At 40.3% G+C, this 23385-nt stretch carries 15 protein-coding genes; 2 read left to right on the top strand and 13 right to left on the bottom strand.

All coding sequences use genetic code 11. The annotated features are described in order from the left end of the window. Window positions 1-402 precede the first annotated feature (402 nt). From IQ274_RS09035 to scyA, 10 genes are all read right to left on the bottom strand, one after another. Complete coding sequence (locus IQ274_RS09035) at window positions 403-1587, bottom strand: 3-dehydroquinate synthase (protein ID WP_163931895.1); 1185 nt, start codon at window positions 1585-1587, stop codon at window positions 403-405. Beyond that, window positions 1584-2228 (bottom strand): DsbA family oxidoreductase, encoded by a 645-nt coding sequence (locus IQ274_RS09030; RefSeq protein WP_163931898.1) that lies wholly within the window; start codon window positions 2226-2228, stop codon window positions 1584-1586. The genes IQ274_RS09035 and IQ274_RS09030 overlap by 4 nt, the downstream gene beginning before the upstream one ends. A gap of 132 nt (window positions 2229-2360) precedes the next feature. Then, window positions 2361-3428 (bottom strand): bifunctional chorismate mutase/prephenate dehydrogenase, encoded by a 1068-nt coding sequence (gene tyrA / locus IQ274_RS09025; protein ID WP_194142038.1) that lies wholly within the window; start codon window positions 3426-3428, stop codon window positions 2361-2363. 18 nt (window positions 3429-3446) lie between these two features. Next, the gene (locus tag IQ274_RS09020; protein WP_194142037.1) at window positions 3447-4733 is read right to left on the bottom strand and encodes a glycosyltransferase family 4 protein; all 1287 of its coding nucleotides are present in this window, start codon (window positions 4731-4733) and stop codon (window positions 3447-3449) included. A 416-nt stretch (window positions 4734-5149) separates the two neighbouring features. Further along, the gene (scyF, locus tag IQ274_RS09015; protein ID WP_194142036.1) at window positions 5150-6349 is read right to left on the bottom strand and encodes a scytonemin biosynthesis PEP-CTERM protein ScyF; all 1200 of its coding nucleotides are present in this window, start codon (window positions 6347-6349) and stop codon (window positions 5150-5152) included. 178 nt (window positions 6350-6527) lie between these two features. Beyond that, complete coding sequence (locus IQ274_RS09010; protein WP_194142035.1) at window positions 6528-7913, bottom strand: ScyD/ScyE family protein; 1386 nt, start codon at window positions 7911-7913, stop codon at window positions 6528-6530. 133 nt (window positions 7914-8046) lie between these two features. Continuing rightward, complete coding sequence (locus IQ274_RS09005) at window positions 8047-9297, bottom strand: ScyD/ScyE family protein (protein ID WP_194142077.1); 1251 nt, start codon at window positions 9295-9297, stop codon at window positions 8047-8049. A gap of 49 nt (window positions 9298-9346) precedes the next feature. Further along, window positions 9347-10318: a scytonemin biosynthesis cyclase/decarboxylase ScyC gene (gene scyC / locus IQ274_RS09000; protein ID WP_194142034.1), complete on the bottom strand. Its 972-nt coding sequence runs from the start codon at window positions 10316-10318 to the stop codon at window positions 9347-9349. Between the two features lie 25 nt (window positions 10319-10343). Continuing rightward, window positions 10344-11405 (bottom strand): tryptophan dehydrogenase ScyB, encoded by a 1062-nt coding sequence (gene scyB / locus IQ274_RS08995; RefSeq protein ID WP_194142033.1) that lies wholly within the window; start codon window positions 11403-11405, stop codon window positions 10344-10346. Window positions 11406-11786: 381 nt separating this feature from the next. Next, window positions 11787-13661, bottom strand: a complete 1875-nt coding sequence (scyA, locus tag IQ274_RS08990) for a scytonemin biosynthesis protein ScyA (protein ID WP_194142032.1) — start codon at window positions 13659-13661, stop codon at window positions 11787-11789. Window positions 13662-15567: 1906 nt separating this feature from the next. On the opposite strand from scyA, the gene IQ274_RS08985 reads away from it, so the two are divergent. Together IQ274_RS08985 and IQ274_RS08980 are read left to right on the top strand one after the other, a co-directional pair. After that, entirely contained in the window at window positions 15568-17547 is a 1980-nt protein-coding gene (locus tag IQ274_RS08985) for a scytonemin biosynthesis sensor histidine kinase (protein ID WP_194142031.1), read from the top strand. A gap of 197 nt (window positions 17548-17744) precedes the next feature. Next, window positions 17745-18596 (top strand): response regulator, encoded by an 852-nt coding sequence (locus IQ274_RS08980; RefSeq protein WP_194142030.1) that lies wholly within the window; start codon window positions 17745-17747, stop codon window positions 18594-18596. Between the two features lie 132 nt (window positions 18597-18728). Here the strand turns inward: IQ274_RS08980 and IQ274_RS08975 are convergent, their stop codons facing one another. From IQ274_RS08975 to IQ274_RS08965, 3 genes are all read right to left on the bottom strand, one after another. After that, window positions 18729-19931, bottom strand: a complete 1203-nt coding sequence (locus tag IQ274_RS08975; RefSeq protein WP_163929775.1) for an AAA family ATPase — start codon at window positions 19929-19931, stop codon at window positions 18729-18731. 618 nt (window positions 19932-20549) lie between these two features. Further along, window positions 20550-21713 carry a bifunctional glutamate N-acetyltransferase/amino-acid acetyltransferase ArgJ gene (gene argJ / locus IQ274_RS08970; protein ID WP_163929776.1) on the bottom strand — a complete coding sequence of 388 codons (1164 nt, stop codon included), beginning with the start codon at window positions 21711-21713 and terminating at the stop codon, window positions 20550-20552. 150 nt (window positions 21714-21863) lie between these two features. Next, entirely contained in the window at window positions 21864-23381 is a 1518-nt protein-coding gene (locus IQ274_RS08965; protein ID WP_194142029.1) for a response regulator, read from the bottom strand. Between the last annotated feature and the right edge of the window lie 4 nt (window positions 23382-23385).

The raw sequence follows: 23385 nt of genomic DNA, 5'->3' as shown, positions 1-23385 counted from the left end.
CTATTTCAATCTGCGGATTATTTGGGAAAATGTAATTAAAAACTTTTTGCTTCTTATTTAAGAGTACTAGATATCAAGCAGATAATACATTGAATAATTTTTAGATTGGGTGTCAATTTATTCGCTTTTTGTACTAATTATTTATTGTTATTTTTAATAATATTGGTTGAGTTTATCCGCCTCTATCAAAAGTAAGATATTGTCTTAAAATTTAGTATTATATCTATGCTTTTAAAATTCAATCTATCCCTTCAGCATAACTTGTAAAATATCTTGTTATTTCTCAGCGTTATCTGTGCCTCTGCGGTTTAAAATTCATTTATCGAACCACAGAGGCGCAGAGGACACAGAGTAAAGAGAACGATAATTTTTACCCACTTTGAAAGGGTTAATTCTACAATCTTAAAATTCCCGCAATAATGATATTGCTTGCCTATACAACAACAAATTTACCTCATGAACTTCAATTGCTTTTCCAATCCCTTGTAGCAACGTTAAAGTCAATTCTCCACCCAAGTGTTCGCGGAATTCAGTTAAACCTCGAAACAAACAATCAGGATGTTCTAGTTGTGATAACTTCTGGGCTAGTTCTGGCACATACAGCGTGAAACCCAACGCCGATAAAGTATTTAATATTCGTTGCCATTCTGAACAATCAAGTAATCCTGCTAAATAAGAATAAGTGCTATCCAAAGCAATACCGATCGCAACGGCTTCGCCATGACGCAAACGATAATTTGTCAAATGCTCCAGTTTATGAGCCGCCCAATGTCCAAAATCTAGGGGACGAGACGAACCCATTTCAAAAGGATCGCCGCTATTGGCAATATGTTCTAGGTGCAACTGGGCGCAACGATAGATAACCTGTTGCATAGCATCCATGTCTCGCCACCCAAGGGCTTTGCTGTGAGAGTGGATAAAATCAAAAAAGTTAGCATCCTTAATCAGCGCCACTTTGACGGCTTCTGCAATCCCAGAACGCCAATCGCGATCGTCTAATGTTGTCAAGAACGCAGAGTCATTTATAACTGCATAAGGTGGCGCAAATGTGCCAAGGAAGTTCTTTTTACCAAAGGCATTGATGCCGTTTTTTACCCCAACCCCAGAATCATTTTGTGCTAACACCGTTGTCGGAACTCGAATCAGGCGAATTCCCCGGTGAGCAGTTGCAGCAGCATATCCTACCAAATCCAATATCGCCCCGCCCCCGATCGCTAACACATAAGAATGGCGACATAATCCGGCTGTTTCAATGAGTTGCTGGATTTGCTCTACTAAAGCGCGATCGTTTTTGGCAGCTTCTCCTCCCGAAATTATCATGGGTTCGGCTGCGATCGCTAGTACTTCTCCATAAAACTTGGTATACGCAACTAATTGCTTCACCAATTCCGGTTGATACTTTAATATTCCTGCGTCTATCACCGCAACTATTTTCTTCGGCTTTGTCTCCTCATCTGCTGTAACCACTTGCGCTAAGGTGGGGTTTTTCAACTCAAATAAATTTTGGGTGAAGTAAACCTCATAGTTAAAAGTAACCGAAACACGTTGATGAATTAATCTACTTTTTTGCTTGATGTCAACTATCATATTTTTGCAGGTATATCTAAAAGTGCAGTACTATTCAAAGCTTCAAGGAATGCCTCTACCGAGTGAGAACCATTTACCTTGACTTGATTATTCATGATGAAAAACGGCACGCTGTTGATGCCATTTAATCGAGCAAATGCCGATTCAGCAACAACGGCATCAACCACATTACGATCGTTTAATTGCAACTTTAATTCGGTAGCATTCATCTGGTATGCTGTACCGATGGCAACAATAACGTTAATATCTCCAATATTCAAACCCTCTTCAAAGTAAGCTCTATAAATAGCTTCGACGACATCATTTTTTACGTTTGCGGGCGCTAATGCAATTAGTTGATGAGAAAGCTTAGTATTTACAGCCAAACGGATTTTTTCAAAATCTAGCTTAACTCCAGCCGCCTCACCTGCGCGTTGCGTATAATCAAACAGATGTTGCAGTTCTTCCACTTTAATGCCCTTTCTATCTTGCATAAAGTTTCGAAATTCGTACCCCTCAGCAGGAACAGTATTATCCAGAAGAAAGGGATGCCATCGGATATTTACTTCTTGTTCTTGCCATTGTGCCACTGCATCAAACAGATGTTTTTTCCCAATTCTGCACCAAGGGCAAACGATATCATGAAAGATATCTATCAGCATAGTTTTTCTTCTTTATCTCATTTCTTTGTGAGTATGTGCAAAATTTTCTTTCTTCCTTTGCGTCCTACCCTTCGGGAAGCAACTTCGTGTCTATGCGTCCTTTGCGGTTCGTCCCTCAAATAGAATTATTCCTCAAATGCTAATATTTGTGTGCATCTGAGCCGTTGTATTTAAAGGTTGGAGAAAACTGTTAATTTTCCCTTCCAAAAAACTTTGAGTATTTTCAAACTCTTTAATTAATGCCTCTCTATCCTTTCTAGCCACTAGTCTAGCCAATCGGCTGTAAGTTTTAGCTAAAAAGCTAATAGCATTACACCTTTCTTCAGTAGCTAGCATAATATCAACACATAAATTGGGATTTTGAGAAAACAAACGTTTCACAATATCGATTTCTTGACGATAGTTAGGAGTTGACATTGTTAAACTATGCTCTATCTCCACTCTTGATTGTGCTAAGAAAACACCAAGGCTAAATCTACAGAAATGCTGCGTTGCTTGAATAATCACCATCATTTGATCGTGTTCTTCAGGCGTGCAAACAATTAATTCACCACCTTTACCTTTCAGAAAATCTAATAACCATTGAAATGAATCATCATTTCGACCTCGACACACTACCACTTTTTGTCCCAAAAACGATTTGATATTTGGCCCAAACATTGGATGTAAACCCATAACGGGGCCGCAATGGTATTCGAGCATTGCTTGAGTAGGCTGTGTTTTAATACTTGTGATGTCACACAAAGCTGTAGTTGGAGCAAGATATTTTGCTGCTCGCTTGATAACATCAACCGTATATTCAATAGGAACGCTTACTAATACTAATTCTGCCTGAGTTAACAGTTTATCTGCGTATTCCCAATCATCATATTCGAGAACGCTAACATTGTGACCTACTAAAGAAAGTTGCTCTTTAAATAATCTTCCCATCCTGCCGTGTCCACCGACGATGGTAACTTGTCGGGGAATGACATAATTTGTGGCAGATTTAGGGGTAAGACTGGCATGACAACTCTTTACTAAATCCGCCCAAACAGACTCAGGAATACCAGCTTGAGCGAGTAGGGGAGCGACATCAGCCAGTTGTTCATCTAAAGAAGGCTGTTCTGATGCTAATAATAATATGCGATCGCTAAGTAAGGCGATTAAGCTCTGGTCAGTTTTCTTAAGCTCATCTGAATAAGAGGATTTCAGAGGCATTTTTCCCGTCCCCAATTTTCAAATATCAACAAGTGATTCTTTAGAACTCATTTCTGGCAAAATATCCAAGTTTGTTGCTCTTTTGGCGATCGCATCAGCAAATAACTCTTCATATCGGTCTAGCGCTTGCTCAAAGGAATAGTTTTCTACCGCAAACTTTCTTCCCTTACGTCCTAATTGCGCTGCTAATTCCGGCTGATGATATAAATCTAGCACCGCCGCAGCCAAAGCATCTGCTGACTCAGGCTCAACGATAACACCACCACTTTGTCTGATAGCTTTCGCAGCAGTCCCAAGGGCGGGAACCGAACCCACAATAGGGCGACCACTGGCTAACAACAGTGGTATTTTAGAAGGCATATTGAAGGAAATCACATTCCGCTTTTGCACAATCAACCCCACATCTGCGGCAGCTAACATTTGCGGTAGTTTTTCTCGCACTTCCAATGGTAAAAGTAAAACGTTATCTGCACCACAAGCAAGACAATGTTTTTGCAACCTTTCGAGGGCTTGAGATTCGCCTGCTACGACAAAGATAATTTCTTTTAGATGACGTAAACGGGCTGCTGCTTCTATTACTGTCTCCAAACCTTGTGTAAGAGCGATATTACCTGAATAAAGCACTACAAATTTACCATCGAGTTGATGAGTAGCTCTCCAAGAGTTATTTTCCCTCGGTAACGGGCGGATAAAATTTAAATTCACCCAATTGGGAATGCAAGCAATTTTATTAGCAGGTACACCTTTATTTTTTAAATTATCTACAAAGCCATCGGCTATCACACTAATAGTATGTGCAGTTCGATAAGCGAATTTTTCTAAAGCTTCTAGAGCTTTAATCATCAACTTATTCTTAATTAGCCCAACACGCACACCAGCTTCCGGGAGGATATCTTGCACATTCAGTACTACTGGACAGTTGTATAGCCAACCTATCAAAGTTGCAGGTAAACAAACTAGTAGCGGTGGTACTGTTAAGAGAATTACATCAGGTCGCTCGCCCTTGAGTGCTTGTGGCAAACTTGTAAAAACAAAGCTCAACTCTAGCAGTAGTCGATCTACAAGGTTAGGTTTAGACTTAATCCGCAGGTAACTACGCTGAATTTTGACACCGTTTTTGTGTTCAGTAACATATAACTTACCTCGATACCCGTCGTAAATCTGGCGCTGAGGATAGTTAGGCATACCTGTAATTACCCGCACTTGATGCCCTCGCTTCACCAGCCCTTCTGCTAGTTCAGTCATCAAAGGTGCAATACCAATTGGTTCTGGATGATAGTTGTATGAATAAATCAGAATTTGCATAAACTATTAATTTCCTGGAAGCACCTTGATAATGTTGGCTTTGTTGTGTTCGTTTTTCCCTTGTTCGTAAGGTGAGCGTTGCCCACCTAGTGCTGTCAAAGTTAGTTTGGATTAAACTGTAAATTTCTCTTCATTAACTAGTACTCTATCAAGCGATCTTTGTAGTAAGCACTTTAGTCCTTAGATAATAAAGACTAAAGTCGAATGGCACGCTTGTTAATCGCAAAGCCCTGATATAACTTGCTTTTTGAGTGTGGGGAGTGTGGGGGGTAAGACTTCTTCTCCGTCCTCCCACACCTCCCACACCTCCCACACCCTGCCAGCAAGGAGGTTTCAGCTTTTCTTAGTGCCATTCGACTAAAGTCCTTGCTACGAACTAGCTTATGAGTGAATGCTATTCAAGCAAGCATCGGAACTCAGTATTGTTTTTGCAGTTCTTTATCTAAACTGAAGACTGGTTTTTGTTGTCCACGCTTCCGCAATGTGACGGTAGCAGCCCCAAGTCCAAGTAATGCTAAACCCAATGCTGAACCAGGTTCAGGTACTTGCTTTCTGTCTTCTACGTTTAGCACTTGGACGCGACCTTGGAAGAAATCGCCCACATAAAGCTTGCCATCTTTGTAGCTTGTGCCACCCGTCCAGTTAAATCTGCCGGGAGTGAGGTCAAGGGGATTGCCAAAAGGAGGGCCAGTTAATGCTGGAGGCGGTACCGGATTACCTGATGCATCGCGGGCATTTTCACCAAAGGAAGTCAAGAAGTTACCGTTTTTATCAAACACCTGGACGCGGCTATTGATAGAATCAGCTACATAAACATTCTCTTGGTCGTCCACTTCGATGCCAATTGGCTGAAGAAGCTGTCCAGGGCCGCTACCTGCTGAACCAAATGCTAACAGAGGATTACCAGTTGGATCGAGTACTTGAACGCGGTTGTTATATTGGTCAGCTACAAAGATATTTCCACTAACTGGGGAAATTCTTACACCTGCTACACCTTGGAATTCCCCAGGTGCAGTGCCTCTGGTACCACCAATGACACCAAGTTGCTGTCCGTCTGATGTATATTTAAGAATCCTTTCGCCGTTAAAATCACCTACGTAGAAGTTGCCATCCTTGTCAAATGTCACACCAGATGGCCCAAAGAACAATCTATCCTCTACCAGAGGGGTAAATGCTCCATTTGCAAAGGATCTAATAAAGTTACCCTGAGAATCGAATTGATTGATGCGGTTGTTATAAACATCACCTGCATACAAATCCCCTGTTACTGGATTAAAGTCTACAGTTGTTGGCTCGTCAAATTGTCCGGGCCCTGTGCCGCCGGAGCCAATTGATCCAATATACTCACCGGTTGGACTAAATTTTTCAATTTTGTTACCGAGGTTGAAGTTAGGAGTACCATCCGCTGGGTTAATACCGCGTCCGTTAGCTATGAGGGTATTCCCTTGGCTATCCACCGCTATCCCTTGAGGAACAAACAGTTCTCCAGGTCCGAAGCCAGGGCTACCAATACTTCTGTCGTAAGTTAATGTTACAGCATTGGCTTGGGCTGCTGTTGCTAACACGGTGAATCCGGTACCGAGAATAGCAAGTGACAAATTTTTGACTAATCCCATGAGTTTGAAGTCCTGGTTGTATGAGTGTATACTCTTTCCTAGACTAATTTCGTTCCCAGTCCTAGTTTGGGAACCCTAAAATTCAGGCTGCTGCCTCTTGTTTGAAATGCAACTTTCTGTATGAGGCGGCAGCCTATTCTGTAAGCTATATCTGACAAAATAGGCTGGTAATGAGGAATTAGACTATCTCTGCTTTGGCTAGCAACTCTTCACTCAACTTGTTTTGGCGTTTGCGCTTGGCGATCGCACCAGTTGCGCCTACACTAGCAAGTGCTAATAAGCCCAAGATTGAGGTAGGTTCGGGAACTCTTTCTGTAACGACATTATCCACTCGAACCACCGAACCTAGTTCGGGGCCAACACCGCGCTTGGTGATGTATATCTTCCCGTCAGGGCCAATATCGATTCCAGCAGATGATTCCAACCCTTCACCGGCAGCAACCAACGTTGTCCGAGTTAAATCTGGAGCAACTTTAATCAGAGAACCGGGAAGGAACCGCAAGTCACCCTGCAACTGGGATTCGTCGCCGAACTGTAACACCAGCAAATTGCCTTGCTCATCAAAGGTTAAGTCTGTGATTTGCGTAAACCCATCCAGAAAAACCTCTGGGTTCCCATCGTCGCCGATGCGGAAGATCCGCGATTCATTTTCTGGATATGGAAAACCTGAATATTCGGCAACGTACAAGGCTCCATCGGGGCCAATCGTGCCACCTGTAGGTACTGATTGAATTGCGATATTTCCTCCTGGAAGTACCTCTACTAACCCTGGAGGCAGTTCTTGTCCTGGTGGTAAAGGTGGTAATGTCGAGGCACTAAGGACTTTCTTGGGAATTGCAATTGCCTCAGACTCACTTCCATCAAGTTTGATTTTATAAGCGGTATTTCCACCCCCGTCAATGACATAAGCAGTATCACCACTAACGGTCAAATCAAAGGGATTGGTAACTACATCCCCACCGTCTGGGTTATTAGTGATTTCATACTTGCCGAAGTCGAAAATACTTTCCAGCTTTCCGGTATTCAAGTCAGCTTTGAAAAGTTGTGCTAAAAGCGGGGTATTCAGTACTTTATCGGGTGTGGATGGCGGGAAAGTAACAAGTTGCTGCTCTGGGATCGGGAAATTAGCACCAAGGTTAAGTGATTCTAGATCACGATTTCCTGGATAACCGGCAAACCCAGTTAGAAGATAAGCATTCCCCTGAGAGTCGAATTGTACGTCTTGAATACCAGCGCCTTGGTTGCCACTGGGTTGTTCTGCTATAGATTCAAAGTTATTGAATAGACGCTGTGTGGTGCCGTCTGATGCAACTTTGACCAGCGAACCACTATTACCAGCACAGATAGGCTGAAACAAGGTACTCGGAGATGGTTGGCAATTTCCGTTTCCTCCGATACCTGGCTCTGCTACGTAGAGACTGCTGTCAGGGCCAAAGCTAACAGCCCGTGCATTACTGATTCCATTAACAATTGTCGTTAGCGTTGCAGCTTGTACAGATGGCGTTCCACAAATAGCAGCAAAACAAAATGTCAAAGATGTAAGAGCAAATGATTTGAGTTTCATACCTTTGGAGATTGAGAATTAAATAAGTGGAAAACTTTATGGTTATTAAAAGATGACTAATCCCAGTCTTTGAGGAACGTAGGATTGGTTTGAAACTCTTTACTTGAGCGCCACAACTCCATTTATGGGAGGTTTAGTAGTTTCTCTTTTTGTGCAACCAAGCAATGCCCAAAGCACCGATCGCTAATACGCCTAAAATAGAATCAGGTTCAGGAATAGATTTGGTATTCTCAATTTTGAGAACTTGTCCAAATCCAGGGCGATCGCCTCGGTTTGTAACGTATACCGCACCATCTGAACCAATAGTCAAGGCGCTAGGTGACTCTAATCCATTGCCACTTAGCAGAGTTGTGCGAGTACCATCGGCAGCTATTTTGATGACAGAACCATCAAAATCACCCTTCCAAGCTGACTGATTGGCGTACTGCAAAGCATATAAATTGCCTTCAGTATCAAATTCCAAGTCGGTGAGTTGGGTAAAACCATCGGCGAAGACTGTTGGTAAACCATCAGCACCAACTCGATAGATTTTTGCCCCACCTTCAGGGAAGGGAAAACCAGTAAATTGGCTGACGTAATAAGCACCATCGGGGCCTTTTGCGACGCTTGAAGGTACTGCTTGGGTTGCAAACTGCGATGGTCGCACCTCTTCACCTTGAGATGGCACCTGTGCAGGTTCATTGGATGGTGTACCAGAGGGTGGAAAGACTGGATTCGTTAATATGTCTTGGGGAAACGCAACTATCGCCTGCAAATTACTGCCATCAGTGTTAACACTGAGTACGTCGTTTGCACCTGCATCAACTGCAACTAACTTATTGCCATCTATGACAAAACCCAAGGGATTGCTACCAACCTCACCACCATCAGGATTGTTGGCGAGTTCATAGTTAGCTAAATCGGCAACACTCGTCCACGAATTGGTTTTAAAGTCGGGAGTGATGATTTTGCCGAGGTCAGTGTAACCTAAATTGCGATCGCGAAAAGCCGGATTAGCCGCATATCCAATCAGAACATAAGGTTTACCTGTAGCATCAAATTTAATATCACGAGGGCCTGCGGCTCCAGTGCCATCTGGTAATGCTAAGGAAGGAAGTCCTGTAAGTATGCGTTCGGTCTTACCATTCTCAATTTTGGTAACTGCTCCACTTGTGCCATAGCATAGAGAATCGCCTTGACCACTTGCTGGTGGAACGCAAGCGCCACTTCCCCCTATTCCCGCCTCTGTAACATAGAGATTACCATCAGGACTAAAGCTCAGTCCGCCGGCATTATATAAACCGTCGGCGATTACTGAAAAGGATGCGGCTGACGCAGCTTTCATTCCAGAAAAAGCGGCAACACAAAAAGTGAGGATAGTAATAGTGAATAGCTTCAGGTTCATATTTTGTTCTTTGTCATTAGTCATTAGTCATTTGTTATTTGACCAATGACTAATGACTGATGACTAAATCCTCTTGAATTTTTGGCAGATAGCTCATTCCTCGATCAAATGATTTGAGGTTGCCAGCCTTTGCTTCGAGTAAACGTTTGATGTTCATGCTCTCAGCGCCAAAGTCTTCAATTTGAAGTTTGCCGTGGCTAACAGTTCCATCTGTTTTCCAAAATGTGATTCGATGCAGGATGAAACCAGAAGCTTCGGGGTCAGCGAAAGCATAAGCGGTTGGAATAAGTAACGCGACAGAACGCTGATAATATTCGTATTCTGGATAAAAGTATTCTTGTTCAAGTAAGTAGTATTTACTCAAAGAATGAACTCGCACCGAAACTTTTACCTTTTGGTCATATTCATCTTTAAATTCACCTGATTCAGAAGTAATATCACCATTTGGCCGTAACAGATGTGCCCACTCATCTATATTTTGTAAGTCTTTTAAGTATTCAACACCGATTTCAATTGGAGCATCAACATAAATGGTGTCAGTATCGATAAAGTGGCTTCCTTTAGCTGCTGAGGTCAGACCAGCTTTTCGTTCCAAATTACCTTTGAGAGAACGACATTCAGAAGTATGGACTGTATGAATCCCCTGCATAATCATCTGAGTCTGCCGTTTGGGATCGACAAAGCTCAACCAGTGAAAATATACACCTTTTTCATCTGTTCCCGGCTCAATGTAGTCAGTGGGAAACAGCAAAACAGGATAAACTTGAAAATATTTTTGGTACTCTAATCCACAGTGCCATTCAATGCCGTAGAAAAGCGGATTTTGGAGCTTTTTAACGTGATAATAGAGATTTTTGTGATAACCCGATGCAGTTCCGAGCCAGGTATCTTCATCAATTTGCTCTTTCATCCGGCTATAAAGCGTCCATTCATCCAGATTTTTTAAACTACAAAGATATTCAAATGCACTCTCCGGTGAAGTAGCAATGTAAGCTGATGTTGCAAAAGTATTTTTTTCCACTTCTCACTCCTTAAGATAATAATAATTAAGCTGCGATCGCTTTAGACTTGCTGGGCTTACTATTCTTGATGCGGTCTTCTGCTAATCGTTTAGCAGCATCATTGGTAGTAACTCCCTGAACTTTGGCAATATCAAAAATTGCTAATAGCGTGTCATAAATGTTATGCACTTGTTTGAAAGCTTTTTCTTCGTCATAACCAATCATTTCGTTGTAAACGTTGATTAGACCTCCAGCATTAATTACATAATCTGGGCTGTACAGAATCCCTTTATTTGTGAGCATTTGACCATGTAATTGCTCATTTTCTAATTGATTATTAGCTGCACCAGCAATAATCTGAGCTTGTAGAAAAGGAATTGTATGACTGTTAAGAATTCCTCCAAGAGCGCAAGGGGAAAAAATATCTACATCAAGACTATAAATTTCGGTTAGTTCTACAACAGTTGCACCAAAAAGCCGTTTTGCTTCTTCCGTTTTGGCTGGATCTATGTCGCTCACAAAAAGCTTAACATCATGCTCGTGTAAGTGGCGACAGAGATTTTTGCCGACATTACCTAAGCCTTGAACTGCAACTTTCATGCCATCAAGTCTTTCGCTCTGCCAACGAGACTTTACAGCAGCTTTAATTCCTAGAAAAACTCCTAATGATGTAATGGGAGCAGGCCCACCAGATTTTTCTGAGACTCCAACAACATGGTTAGTTTCTTGGCTGATTGTTCGGACATCATCAGGGGTAATATTGACATCTTGTCCAGTAATAAAACGCCCATTGAGGCTGTTAACAAAACGTCCGTAAGCTCTCAACAAATCATCTGTTTTATTTTCAGGATTAGCAATAATAACTGCTTTGCCACCACCAGCCGGAATATTTGCACAAGCAGCTTTATAAGTCATCCCCCGACTGAGACGAAGTGCATCTTTTAAAGCAGCTTCTTCGTTGACATAAGGCATGAGTCTTGTAGCTCCCATTGCTGGGCCCAGGGTCGTGTCATGGATGGCAATAATTGCCTTAATTTCGGGATTTTTACCATGACAAAAAAGAACTTGTTCGTGACCCATTTCTCTAACAGTTTCAAATAGCAGCATCTTGACCCCTCGATATTGTTTGGTATTGGTTAGAGAAAGTAATTAGCATTACAAAATGTAAAGATATAGACACAAAAGCAGGCTGGAATATTAAGATTGAGTGAAGTTAGAAAGTAAATATTTGAAGTTCCAGTTTTGGTGAATGTAGTTGCTGGAATAAGATAACGAACCACAAAGGGCGCAAAGAGCGCGAAGGTAAGAGAGTTGTAAAGGGTTTTTGCATCAGTGTCGTGAATTTTTGAAAGATTGTGATGCTGCCGTGTTTTGTTCTCTTCCACCATGAAATTACTTAGTCTTTTCCTTTGCGTCCTTCTCTACGAGACGCTACGCGAATGCGTGCTTTGCGGTTCGTTAGAAAAAAATCGAGCGTTGCCAGCAAAATCAAACCATTGGGAATGAAACTTGCTTGGCTCCATTTTTAGCTGGACTTGATTTAATTCCTTGTGCTGCTAAACTCTTATTCCGTCCACCAGAAGGTGCTGGTCGGTCAGCGTCAATGACTACATCAATAAGAAAGGGAACAGATGATGCGATCGCTTGTTCTAATGCCGCTTCAATATCCGACTCTCTAACAACCACGATCGCTTCTGCTCCCATCCCACGAGCAATCATGGCGAAGTTTGTCGGTGGAAGTGTGGCATCTGCGCCTTTTAATCCCAAGATTTTCATCCCTTGATGGCACATGTTGTAACGCGCATCGTTGAGGACAATCCAAATCGCTGGAATTTTGTATTTCACGGCTGTGCTGATTTCGTTATTCATCAGCATTGCTCCATCGCCGACAATCCCTACAGCTTTGCTATTGTTTGCTAGTGCTGCACCCAACACTCCTGTAACGGCGTGACCCATTGCGCCGACTCCGGTGCTGACTCGATAACGATTGGTCTCGGTAAATTGGAGTAGATGGGTTGACCAAGTAAAGGAGTTACCACACTCCGCCATTACTACTGCATCGCTACCTTCAACAATTATCTTTTGAATTGCTGCCATCAATACTTCTGGCCGCACTGGATAATCTACGTCTGGTGCAGGTTCAATTGCTTTGCGTTCTGGATGAGGTAGCGACAAAGTTGTGGAACGAGGAGCATCTGGTAATTGCTCCAATAACTCTTCCACAAAAGCTTTGATATCAGAGCGAACTGCGAAAGTTTCAATGTGTGGATAGGCTACACCTGGCACTTCTGGGTCAATATCTACATGGATGAAACCTTCTTTTGGAACTAGCGCCGAACTCCAGAAGGAAGTCGGTTCACCAAGGCGGGTTCCTAATACGAGTGTGCGTAGTGGAGGTTGCTGTTCCATATAAGTTAAGACGGAAGCATGACCGCCTAAACCAGTGACACCGACAAACTGGGGATGATCTTCAGGAAAGATACCTTTACCACGGGGGGAACACATAACGGCTGCTCCCGTTTTTTCAGCGAGTTCAAGGATTTCCTCTGCTGCTTCACGCGCACCAAAACCAACCCAGATAGCAAAGGGGCCAGATGATAATAACTCTACCGATTTAGCGATCGCTTCTTTGGAAGCAGTCATCGGAAACGGAGTAACATCTAGTTGGGGTAAAGCTATATCCTCAACTAAACTTGTCTGCACTGCGGTGGGAATACTCAGATGAGCGACAAATCCGCCTGGTTGCGCCATAGCTAAAGCAAGTTTGCGGAAAATCTGCGGTAGTTGAGCCGCAGATTCAATAGTGATTGCATAGTTAAATAGCGCTCCTGAAGTAAAAATTCCCCCACTGGGCAATGTATAAGTGCTGGTTTCTTGAATTGCCCAACGTCCACGCTGTGGTGCAGAGGTGCAAGCCGACAACAAAATCACCTTTGCACCTTCACCACGAGCTGCAAATAATCCGGTCAGCGCGTTAGTGATCCCCGGCCCGGCTGTGGTAAAAACTACAGTGGGGCGATTATTGGCAAAGTATGCTTCGGTGGCTGCAAAGGCTGCTCCTGCTTCATGACGGAAGTTTAACACCTCGATACTGCTATTTGATAGCGCACCCCAAAGGCTGGCCATCGCTCCACCAGCGACACCAAAAGCGTAGCTTACTCCCAAATTTACCAACATCTGAGCGATCGCATCGGCAACTGAAAGCGTTGCTGGTGTTTCATCATTTAAAAAAGGCTGAGTTCCCCCGTTATTCTCCGATTCATCAAGCTGACGAGAAGATTCTACATATCTATTTGCTGGAAATTCTTTGTATGGCTCAGTAGTGATGAGAGGAGAGTTGGAACCAGTATAGTTTTGACTCATGGTTTCACTTAATTACATAAAGTTACACAAAGGCTTTTTAGTTTACAATCACAGCGCTAGCAATATTTAATACGAACAACTCTGTTGTTTATCACAGCTATGACCGAGTTTGATCGATAGTAGAAACGGTTGATTGCTACTGATTGATGGTTGTGAGCGCACTACCAAAAAATTTTTGCAAAGCATACAGCAAGTAAGGCTGTGCTTCTAAGAAACACAATAGAGGGGATGATAAATGATATGCAATCAAAAATCTTTTGATGAAGGTGTCAAATTTTTCGCAGCTACAGTACTTAAGTGGGTTGGCAGGAATAAAACTAAATGATAAAAAGCTATGTAAAAAAGAAATTAACCTTAACTCAAGCATCTCTCAGAATTTTTACAAAGCTTTACATAGTTGTCTTTAATCACACCAATCTATTCATTAAAATGCCTGGAGAGGTTATTAATTTCTGCTGACTACTACAATAAAAGCATATCTGCAATGATAAATCTTTTGGTAAAATTGGCAATTCTTTCGCTTCTATAATTATTGCGGTATTTTCAACTTAGTGATTCTGAAAAATTGATATTCTGCGTGGCGTATCCCGCCCTAGGCATCGCTACTGAGCTTCATGACCAAATTTACAATAGAAAATCTTTTGATAAAGATGACAATTCTTTTACTTTTTTGCCCAGGTGCTTGCAAATTGGCAACTGCCTGTCTTTCGTATTAACTCTTGAATTTGCTTTGTAGCATAAGCCGAGCTACAACGGTTTAGCGGTCTTTATATTGCCATCAAAAACTCATCGAGTCAATAATTTGTAACGATAAAGACATAGTTACTTCACTTTTTATATATCCTGTGAGAGATGACTAAGCGTTGAGTATGTATTCCTTGAGAAAAGAGATTAGGAATTTAAGCCTAAACCCCTTTAAAACTCCCTTTCTAGCCTCTGGCGATTTATCAATAGTTACATAGATTTTCCGTAAAATGTTACTTTTTGATAAAACAAACACAACCTTATACGCAAATTTATACGTGTTTTTTAGTTCATTTGTATTTCTTTTGACGGATGACGTTTTTTTTTATTAAAAATTAAATATAAAATTATACGCAAACTTCTACGTGTTTGTGTTTTGTAAATGTATTTCTTGCGACGGATGACTAAGCATATTCTTCTATAGTTAAATCCCTGATAGAGTAAGTTAAGATAAATTAAGAAAATGAACTAATGAGTTAAAATCTTTTAATTCAAGCCTAGCCAAGCCCGGTAAATTCATTTATGTTGATAATCAAACGACTCTACAGTAGTATTTGGTCAAACTCCTTTCCCTCGGGAAGGGGAAGGAACAAAAATTTTTCTCATTTAACCGTTTACCAGTCGAAACCCAGTAACTTTGGGTTGGTAAACCATTCCTTAGCTATGGTGCAGGCTACATCTCTTTACTTGTTAAAGGTACACAAATTTCCGTAGTCCTGTATTAGTACAGTTTAGCTAAAATAAGCCACGCATTTTAAAAGTTTAAAATCCTTAGTTAACGGGAATTGCGAATTACGAAAAGTAGTATTACTATAAATTTAAAATATATTTTCTAATTATAGATTGACAATTTTAAACTCTTAGTTAGTAGGATGTATTGACTAATCTAGATTTGATTTGTCTATTTCTTGCATTCATCAAAATTTGTTTAAGTCAATAATAAATTTCAAATTAAATATTTAATTTTTTAGGAGAAATTGGTTAAATTATTACCTTTTTATTGGTATGATAAGTTTTGTTAACTTAAGTTAGTAATATTTTTAATTTACTAACTAATTTTATTTTTTAACTGCCTAACACTGCACCAGAGTTTTTAGTTAGTTATGACTATCTACTCATTAATGGCTATGGTGCTGATTAATTACCAGGAGCAAGTAGGGATATGAATTCTGGCGATTATAGATTAGCTAAATCAAACACTCAATGGCCACTACAGCCAGAAATAGAAATGAAGTTTGCTCACTTTCTAATAAATCAAGCTGTAGATGCTGCCTTTTGTTTAGGAGAAAACGCCCAATTTCTCTACGTCAACGATGCCACTTGCCAGATGACTGAGTATTCCCGTGAGGAATTACTTTCCATGAGGTTGCAAGATATAGACGTAGATTTTTCTCTACACAACTGGTCAAATATTTACTCAGAAGGTTCTCTTACCTTTAAATCTCGCTACCGCACAAAAGGAGGACGGATCTTTCTGGTAGAAATATCCATTAGCTATATAAAACAACAAGATATAGAATTTGGCTGTGCTTTTGCTCGGGAAATAAGTGATGAAATAGTAGAATTGAGCGTGCAAAAGTGGACTGATGAATTAAGGGATGCCAAAGACAATTTGCAGCAAGAATTTTCTCAACTCAAATCAAAAGAAATAGAACTAGAAGCATCTCTTTCTTTGCTTCGTTCTACTCTCGAATCTACTGCCATTGGTATTGTTGCAGTTAATTCTGAGGGAGATATTCTGAGCTTAAATCAGAAATTTGCGGATATGTGGCAGATCCCGGAGTCCCTAATATTATCTAAGAAATGTCCTCGATGCAAAGCCTTTTTTGAGAATCAACTAAAAGATCCACAAGCCTTTAATCGACTAATTTGGGAAGTGTCTAGCCAATCTGATTTTGAGAGCTACGATATTTTGGAATTGAAAGATGGGAGAGTTTTTGCACACTACTCTAAGCCTCACTTGTTAGATGGCAAAATTATTGGTAGAGTCTGGAGTATTTGGGACATTACTGAATCGAAACAGACTGAAGAAGCATTGCGGCTAAACGCAGTTAGATTTCGGACTTTAGCCGAGACAACAGATACCAGCACTTTTCTAATTCAAGGTACGCGGCTTTGCTACATAAATCCAGCAGTAGAGCAACTGACTGGTTACACAAAAGAAGAACTGTTAACGGGTTTTGATATTCGTCGACTGATTAAAAGCAAAAGACGCAGACAGGTACGTAAGCACAGTGAAGCAACTAACTTTGAATACCAGGAGATGAATATTCTGACAAAAAGCGGTACGGAGCGATGGCTAGCTTGTGCGGTTGTAATGCTAGATGGAGTACTAGATTTTGGTGGAAAACCAGTAGAAATGATTGCAGGCATTGATATTACCGATTACAAATATGCAGAATTAGGTCTTAACCAAGCTTTAGAACAAGCAAAACAACTTAGCGAACTTAGAGCGCGTTTTCTTTCTATGGTTTGCCATCAATTCCGTACACCGTTGAATATTGTTTCATTTTCTAATAGTTTATTAAAGGAAGAAGTAGACAAACGTACACAGAAGAAAATCCAACCACTGCTGGATCACATTCAAAAAGCTACAGAACAACTTGGTCAGATGTTGGATGATATTTTATTCTTCTCTAAGGCAGAAGCAGCAAAAATAAACTATGAGCCAAAGCCACTTGAGTTAGTTGATTTCTGTAATGACTTAGTTGCAGAAATGCAGATGAGCATTAGTAAAATTCCGATTAATTTTGTCACTCAAGAAAATTCTCTAACAGCCCGCATAGACAAAAAACTGTTAGAGCCGATTTTAAAAAATTTGCTCGATAATGCAATAAAATATTCTCCCTCTGGTATGACAGTTGATTTGAGACTTTTTTGCGAAAATGAGCAATTAATTTTCCAGGTCGAAGATAGAGGTATTGGTATTTCAGCGCTAGATCAACAACGAATATTTGAACCATTTTACCGTGGAACTAATATCGATCACATACCTGGCACTGGACTAGGACTGTCAATTCTTAAAACCCTAGTAGACTTACATCATGGTCAAGTATCTGTGGAAAGTCAACTTGGTGTGGGCACTACGTTTACTGTGACGTTGGCATTAATCAAGTCAGAGTTTAGTAGTTCCGAGTTATGAATGTTGAAATCAAGATTAGTTATTAATTAACAACTTAACAATCACAACTCTCGGAACGAAGTCATTAAGCTTATGCCTATTTCCATACTCCCAAAAAAGTTGAGTACAGCACGGCGTAAATCCAACTAAACTAGGCAAAATTCCGCCACGGTTTAATATTAACCAGCTTCTGTTAAAAGTTATGGTAATAAAAAATTATGTACGAATCATCAAATAAAATTCTCGTCATTGAAGATGATCATGTTACCCGCGATCTTTATTTAAAAGGTCTTAAGGCTAAAGGTTTTGATACAATCAGTGCTAACAACGGTCTTGCTGGTATCCAACAAGCACAAGAGTGTATACCCGACTTAGTGATTTGCGATATCACGATGCCCGATATGGATGGTTATAGCGTTTTAAATACGCTACGCCAAGATCCTGTTACTGCAATTATTCCTTTTATTTTTCTGACTGGGAGTAGTAACAAAGCAGATGTTCGCAAAGCTATGGAATTGGGAGCAGATGACTATCTTACCAAACCCTCGACACTAGACGAATTGCTCAGAGCGATCGCTATCCGACTACAAAAGCAAGCTACTCTGCAATACTGGTGCGCTATGAAATTTGAGAAAGCTCCAAAATCAGTATTTATAGATAATACTCCAAATGCGATCGCACCTGAAGAACCCACAATTCCTTCTAAGTCAATATTTCCCAGCATTCCTCAATTAAAAGAAGTTTTCGACTTTATCGAAGCCCATTATCATCAAGGAATTACTTTGTGTGATGTGGCTGTTGCTGTTGGTTACTCACCTGCTTACTTAACTAACCGAGTCGCAAGGCAAACGGGAGAGACTGTAAACTGCTGGATTGTCAAACGCCGAATGGCAGGCGCTCGTTTTTTACTCCAAAATGATAATCAGACTATCGAGAAGATTGCCAAAGCATTAGGTTATCAAGATGTGTCTCATTTTTCTCGTCAGTTTCGCCAACATCACGGTTTACCTCCCCAAGCTTGGCGCAAGCAGCATCAGCTTGTATCCCAAAAACAGGTGAAACTTTGGTGAAAGTCGATTTACAGCAATTTTCATTTAGATTACAACTGATATGGGTTGTAGGCTTCTGCCGAACGGGAGTCGGGAGTAGTGTAGTTTAACAAGAAAAGTAGTATTCCTCCTGCCTTCTGCCTCCTGCCTCCCTCATACAAATAGTTGCGTAAACTCATATATTAAATCCACCCTGCCCTTACGTAACATGGCCGGATCTAATCTTTCAGTAGTGTTACAAGTCATCAAGACAACTAATCGTTGCTGCATCTGGATACCAGACTCATCAATGACACTTTGATACAAAGTACCATCCAGCAAACTGAGAATGTGTTCGGTTTTGTTATTGTATTGCGCTACCTCAGAAGCGCGGTTTTGCGCTAGATTATCAGCTTCGTTAATCACGATACAAATACGTTCTATGTAAGTTGGGGGGACAAAATTAGCGATCGCATCATGATCTAAAATAAAAATTACATACCCTAAAGGTACAAGAATTTCTTTTGCTACAGCTTGTGTCCAGACTGTTTTACCAGTACCTGGTTTCCCATGTACAACAACCGCTAACTGGTTTTGATTCAGAATCGCTTGCTGTACAGCATCAGTAAACTGTTGGATATCTGCCGGAAATGTGCGAATGGGAAATTGGCTGTGAACTTTACCTACACGACTTTGATATCCACTTAGCATAACTGCTAAGTCGTAAGTCGCCTTGTTAATTAGTGGGGCAAGATTTCTCGCCATTAAACTATATTGTCGCCGCCCGCGATCGTAGGGATCAATTTGCAACCAAACGTCATGCTTTGCCCAGTAAGCATAAACAGTATTAATCACATCTAAGCGTTCCCAGCTAACAAATCTATCTATAGGAAAATAAAAATCTCTTTCTGAATAATACTGAGTAATAATGTCAGGATTACCCAACACACCCAAAACTCGCAGTACAGTAATTTCTTGCAGTCGGTTAAGAACATAATCAATGGGAATGCTACTACGACTGACAAATTGGACGATAGGCGTTTCCGTACTCAAAACATCTTTGTAGCGATGATCTGGTGATTGAGGATCTGGTGTAATGTAATTCCAAAATTTTTCAACTTCGTAGCGGGTATTATCAGATACAATATTTAATAAATTAGCCCACCAAGCATAATTATTTCGCCCCAAAATATCAGCAACATTACTCGCTAAATTCAAACTTTTTTGAGTTAATTCGCGGGAGTCACTACACAACAGTTGCCATAAAAAACCCCAATCTAACTCTCGGTTAAAGGGTCGCCACCCACTAGCAAGCAAGCTTTGGCGGGTATTATTTGTAGGAGTGCCTTCATTGCTTCTAAAATAGTCAAAATCCATATTTGTTTAGTTATGCAGCGTTAATAGAGCTATTTGTGTTAAATATGAGATTTTAAAATTTTTCTTGTAATATCAACTACTTGTATACAAATGGTAATTTTATTTTCACCGTGATGTACTGGCTAGGAAGTTTTTTTAATCTAACTCATTACTTGTGTAACACACTATATTACACAACAACTACCTGCGTCAACTTTTTTGACAAAGCAATTACCTCTTAATGTCCCTCCGCCATTTATTCATCTCTACACTTCTGACTGATATCATGTCCGAAAGCACATAATCCCACTTTTGGCTGATGCCAAAGTTTCTCTCCCTGATAGCAAGGTGAGGTTCAGAATATTACCGATGAAGAAGGCAGCTATGCTGTGTTGCTGAGGCTTCAACCCCAGCTATTGCAAATTTGTGTAGTATCTATCAAAGCTATAGGACTCATATTTGATTTTTGAAAAAACTCCGTACAACTCAAAAAGCCTTCTTTCCTATTGCCTCTTACCTCTTTCCTGCCCACGCGAACAAAAATCAAATCGAATTCCTATATGTAGAGACGCGTTAACGCAACAAGACATTAGCGTAGCGGTTTGAAGCCCAGTGCAATTTCGCGTCTCTTCTTGTTAATCAAGTTGAGTATTTGCCATTAATTTCTATATAACCCTCTGAAAGATCGCAACCCCATACAGTTGCAGAAGCTTCGCCAATATTGAGGCTAACATGAATATCTACTTTGTCTTTGGACATAATTTGCCGCAATTGTTCCAGATTTTCATTAGTTAAACTACTAGGATAAACTTTCACGTCATCAAAACTAATAACAACTCGTTCTGGATTGATCTGCTGTTCATTTTCACATTTACCTATAGCCATCGCAACTCGTCCCCAATTCGGATCTGCCCCATAGACGGCGGTTTTTACTAATGGTGAATTGACAATTGCTTTAGCTACTTTTTTCGCTTGTACATAGTTAATAGCTGAATCTACAGTCACCTCAATAATTTTGGTGGCACCTTCTGCATCTCTGGCAATTTTCAGCACCAATTCTTGTGCAACTTCTTGCAATGCACTGGCAAAATCTACTTCTGAAACTTCACCGGCTATTCCATTAGCTAAAATCACGGCGGAGTCACTAGTAGAAGTGTCAGTGTCTACACTCAAGCAGTTAAAGGTTTTATCTATAGTAGAGCGAAAAATAGAACGAAGGCTATTTGCAGAAATTGCTGCATCAGTAAAGAAGAAAGTTAAGAGAGTAGCCATATTAGGCTCAATCATGCCAACACCTTTGGCAATTCCTACCAGCTTGGCATTTCCTATTTGCCGTGTAGCTAGTTTTGATACTGTATCGGTGGTCATAATACCACGGGCTGCGGCATTAAAATCAGCAGGAGTCAATTTTTTCCCCAATCCTAATAAACCTGCTCGAATTTTTTCAATTGGATAACGCCTGCCAATTACGCCTGTAGAAGCTATCACCATATTATGTGCAGCAATTCCAGTTTCCGTTGCAACTAATTCTAAAACTTCTTGGGCATCAGCAATGCCAACAGCACCATTAGCGACATTTGCATTTTTAGATATAACGACAATTCCTTGTACTTGTGAATCTTTTAAGTTGTCGCGGCTAATAGTAACACTTGGCCCGGCAAAAAGACTTTGAGTGAAGACTCCATCAGCAACACAAGGAACTTCTGATTTAATAAATACAAAATCATCAGTTGTATCTCGTATTCCTAAATTAGTAATAAATGCACTAAACCCTTGGGGTGTGGAAGATATAGTTAATGCCATTTTTCTAGATTTAATAATTTGCTTTAATTATCTCATACCATTTACAAAAATATTTACAACATCAGTTATTAGAGAAGTACATCTATCTATACAGCTCTAATAATTGATGTGTAAGATAAAAATTAGAAAATTTTAAGAGAAGCCAAAGACCTATAATAAATCAGTTAATGTAAGGGTAAATGTTGTCCATCCGTTACCGCTTTCTACTTGAATGTTTCCTTGCAATTGTTCGACTAATTTTTTTACTATAGCTAAACCTAATCCAGAACCACCTTGATTCCAGATATCTGCATTGGGGATGCGATAAAATTTTTCAAAGATTCGTGGTAACTCTATTTCTGAAATTTCTGCGGAATTACTGGTAGTAATAATAGTTTTTGCAGGCGTTTCCAAGGAATTGTGACTTACACTTAGGATAATTTCACCACCCGCAGGTGTGTATTTACAGGCATTATTAAGCAATTCTATTAAGATTCGTTCTAAGCTTATGCCATCTGAGAGCAAGGGCGGGAGATTTGAAGGCAGATTTAACTTTAGAGTTTGCTGATGTTGTTGAACACGGATTTGAAATGGCTCAATTATCCAAGTTAAGAACTGCTGTAAGAGCAACGCATCTGGTGTGATAACTGGATAAGATGAGCTTTCTAGCCGTTGTAAGTCAAGTAGATCGTTAATTAATCCTAACTCGCGATCGCACTCGCCTTCCATCAGTTCTAGATAACGTTGAGCTTCATCTGTATCAGTAGACAATTGTATCATTTGAATCATTAGCTTCATATTACTCAGAGGCGATCGCAGTTCGTGAGAAACTAAATTTAGAAAGTCATTTTTGAGTTGATTTATCTCTTCCCATTGCAACACAAGTTTCTCTTGCTCAATTTGCCTTTGACGCGCCTCAATCGCTCGTTTGCGCTCAGTAATATCTCGAAACACTAACACAGCACCTATTATATTATCTTTATCATCTTTAATTGGTGCAGCGCTGTCATCAATTGGTATTTCTCCACCCTCTCTAGTCATCAGAATAGTTTCTGCTGGGAGGCTGACGATAATGCCATCTTGAAGGACTTTTACGATCGGACTTTCAATAGAGTTATGAGTATCTGCATTAGCAATATTGAATACTTCTGATGAACTTCTGCCATAAGCTTCTTCCTGTTTCCATCCAGTCAGATTTTCAGCAACCGGATTCATGAAAGTTACCAATTCTTGCAAATCGCTAGCAATCACACCATCGCCTATACTTTTTAAAAGTGCATCCAACCATTTTTTACTTACTTTTAATTGCCTTTCTAAACCGTGTTTAGTGAGAGTTATTTCAATATTTGTTTGTAGTTCTCTTTCTTTAAAAGGTTTGAGTAGATAGCCAAATGGTTCAGTTATCTTGGCTCTTGCTAATGTTTTATCATCTGCATAAGCCGTTAAGTAAATTACTGGAATATCCAAATGCTTATGAATTTCTTGTGCAGCTTCTATCCCATCCATCGAACCTTTTAATTTAATATCCATTAACACTAAATCTGGGGATATTTCTACGGCTTTGTTAATTGCTTCTTGTCCTGAAGAAGCAATTACAGGAACTGTATAACCAAATTTTATAAGTCGATATTGTAAATCTTTCGCAACAATAGCTTCATCTTCCACAACTAATATTTTTGCAGATGTCATATTT

It is taken from the genome of Nostoc sp. LEGE 12447 (assembly GCF_015206985.1).
Lineage (GTDB): Bacteria > Cyanobacteriota > Cyanobacteriia > Cyanobacteriales > Nostocaceae > Nostoc.
Note: the sequence above shows the minus strand (reverse complement) of the source record. Positions and strands in the feature narration are given on the sequence as shown.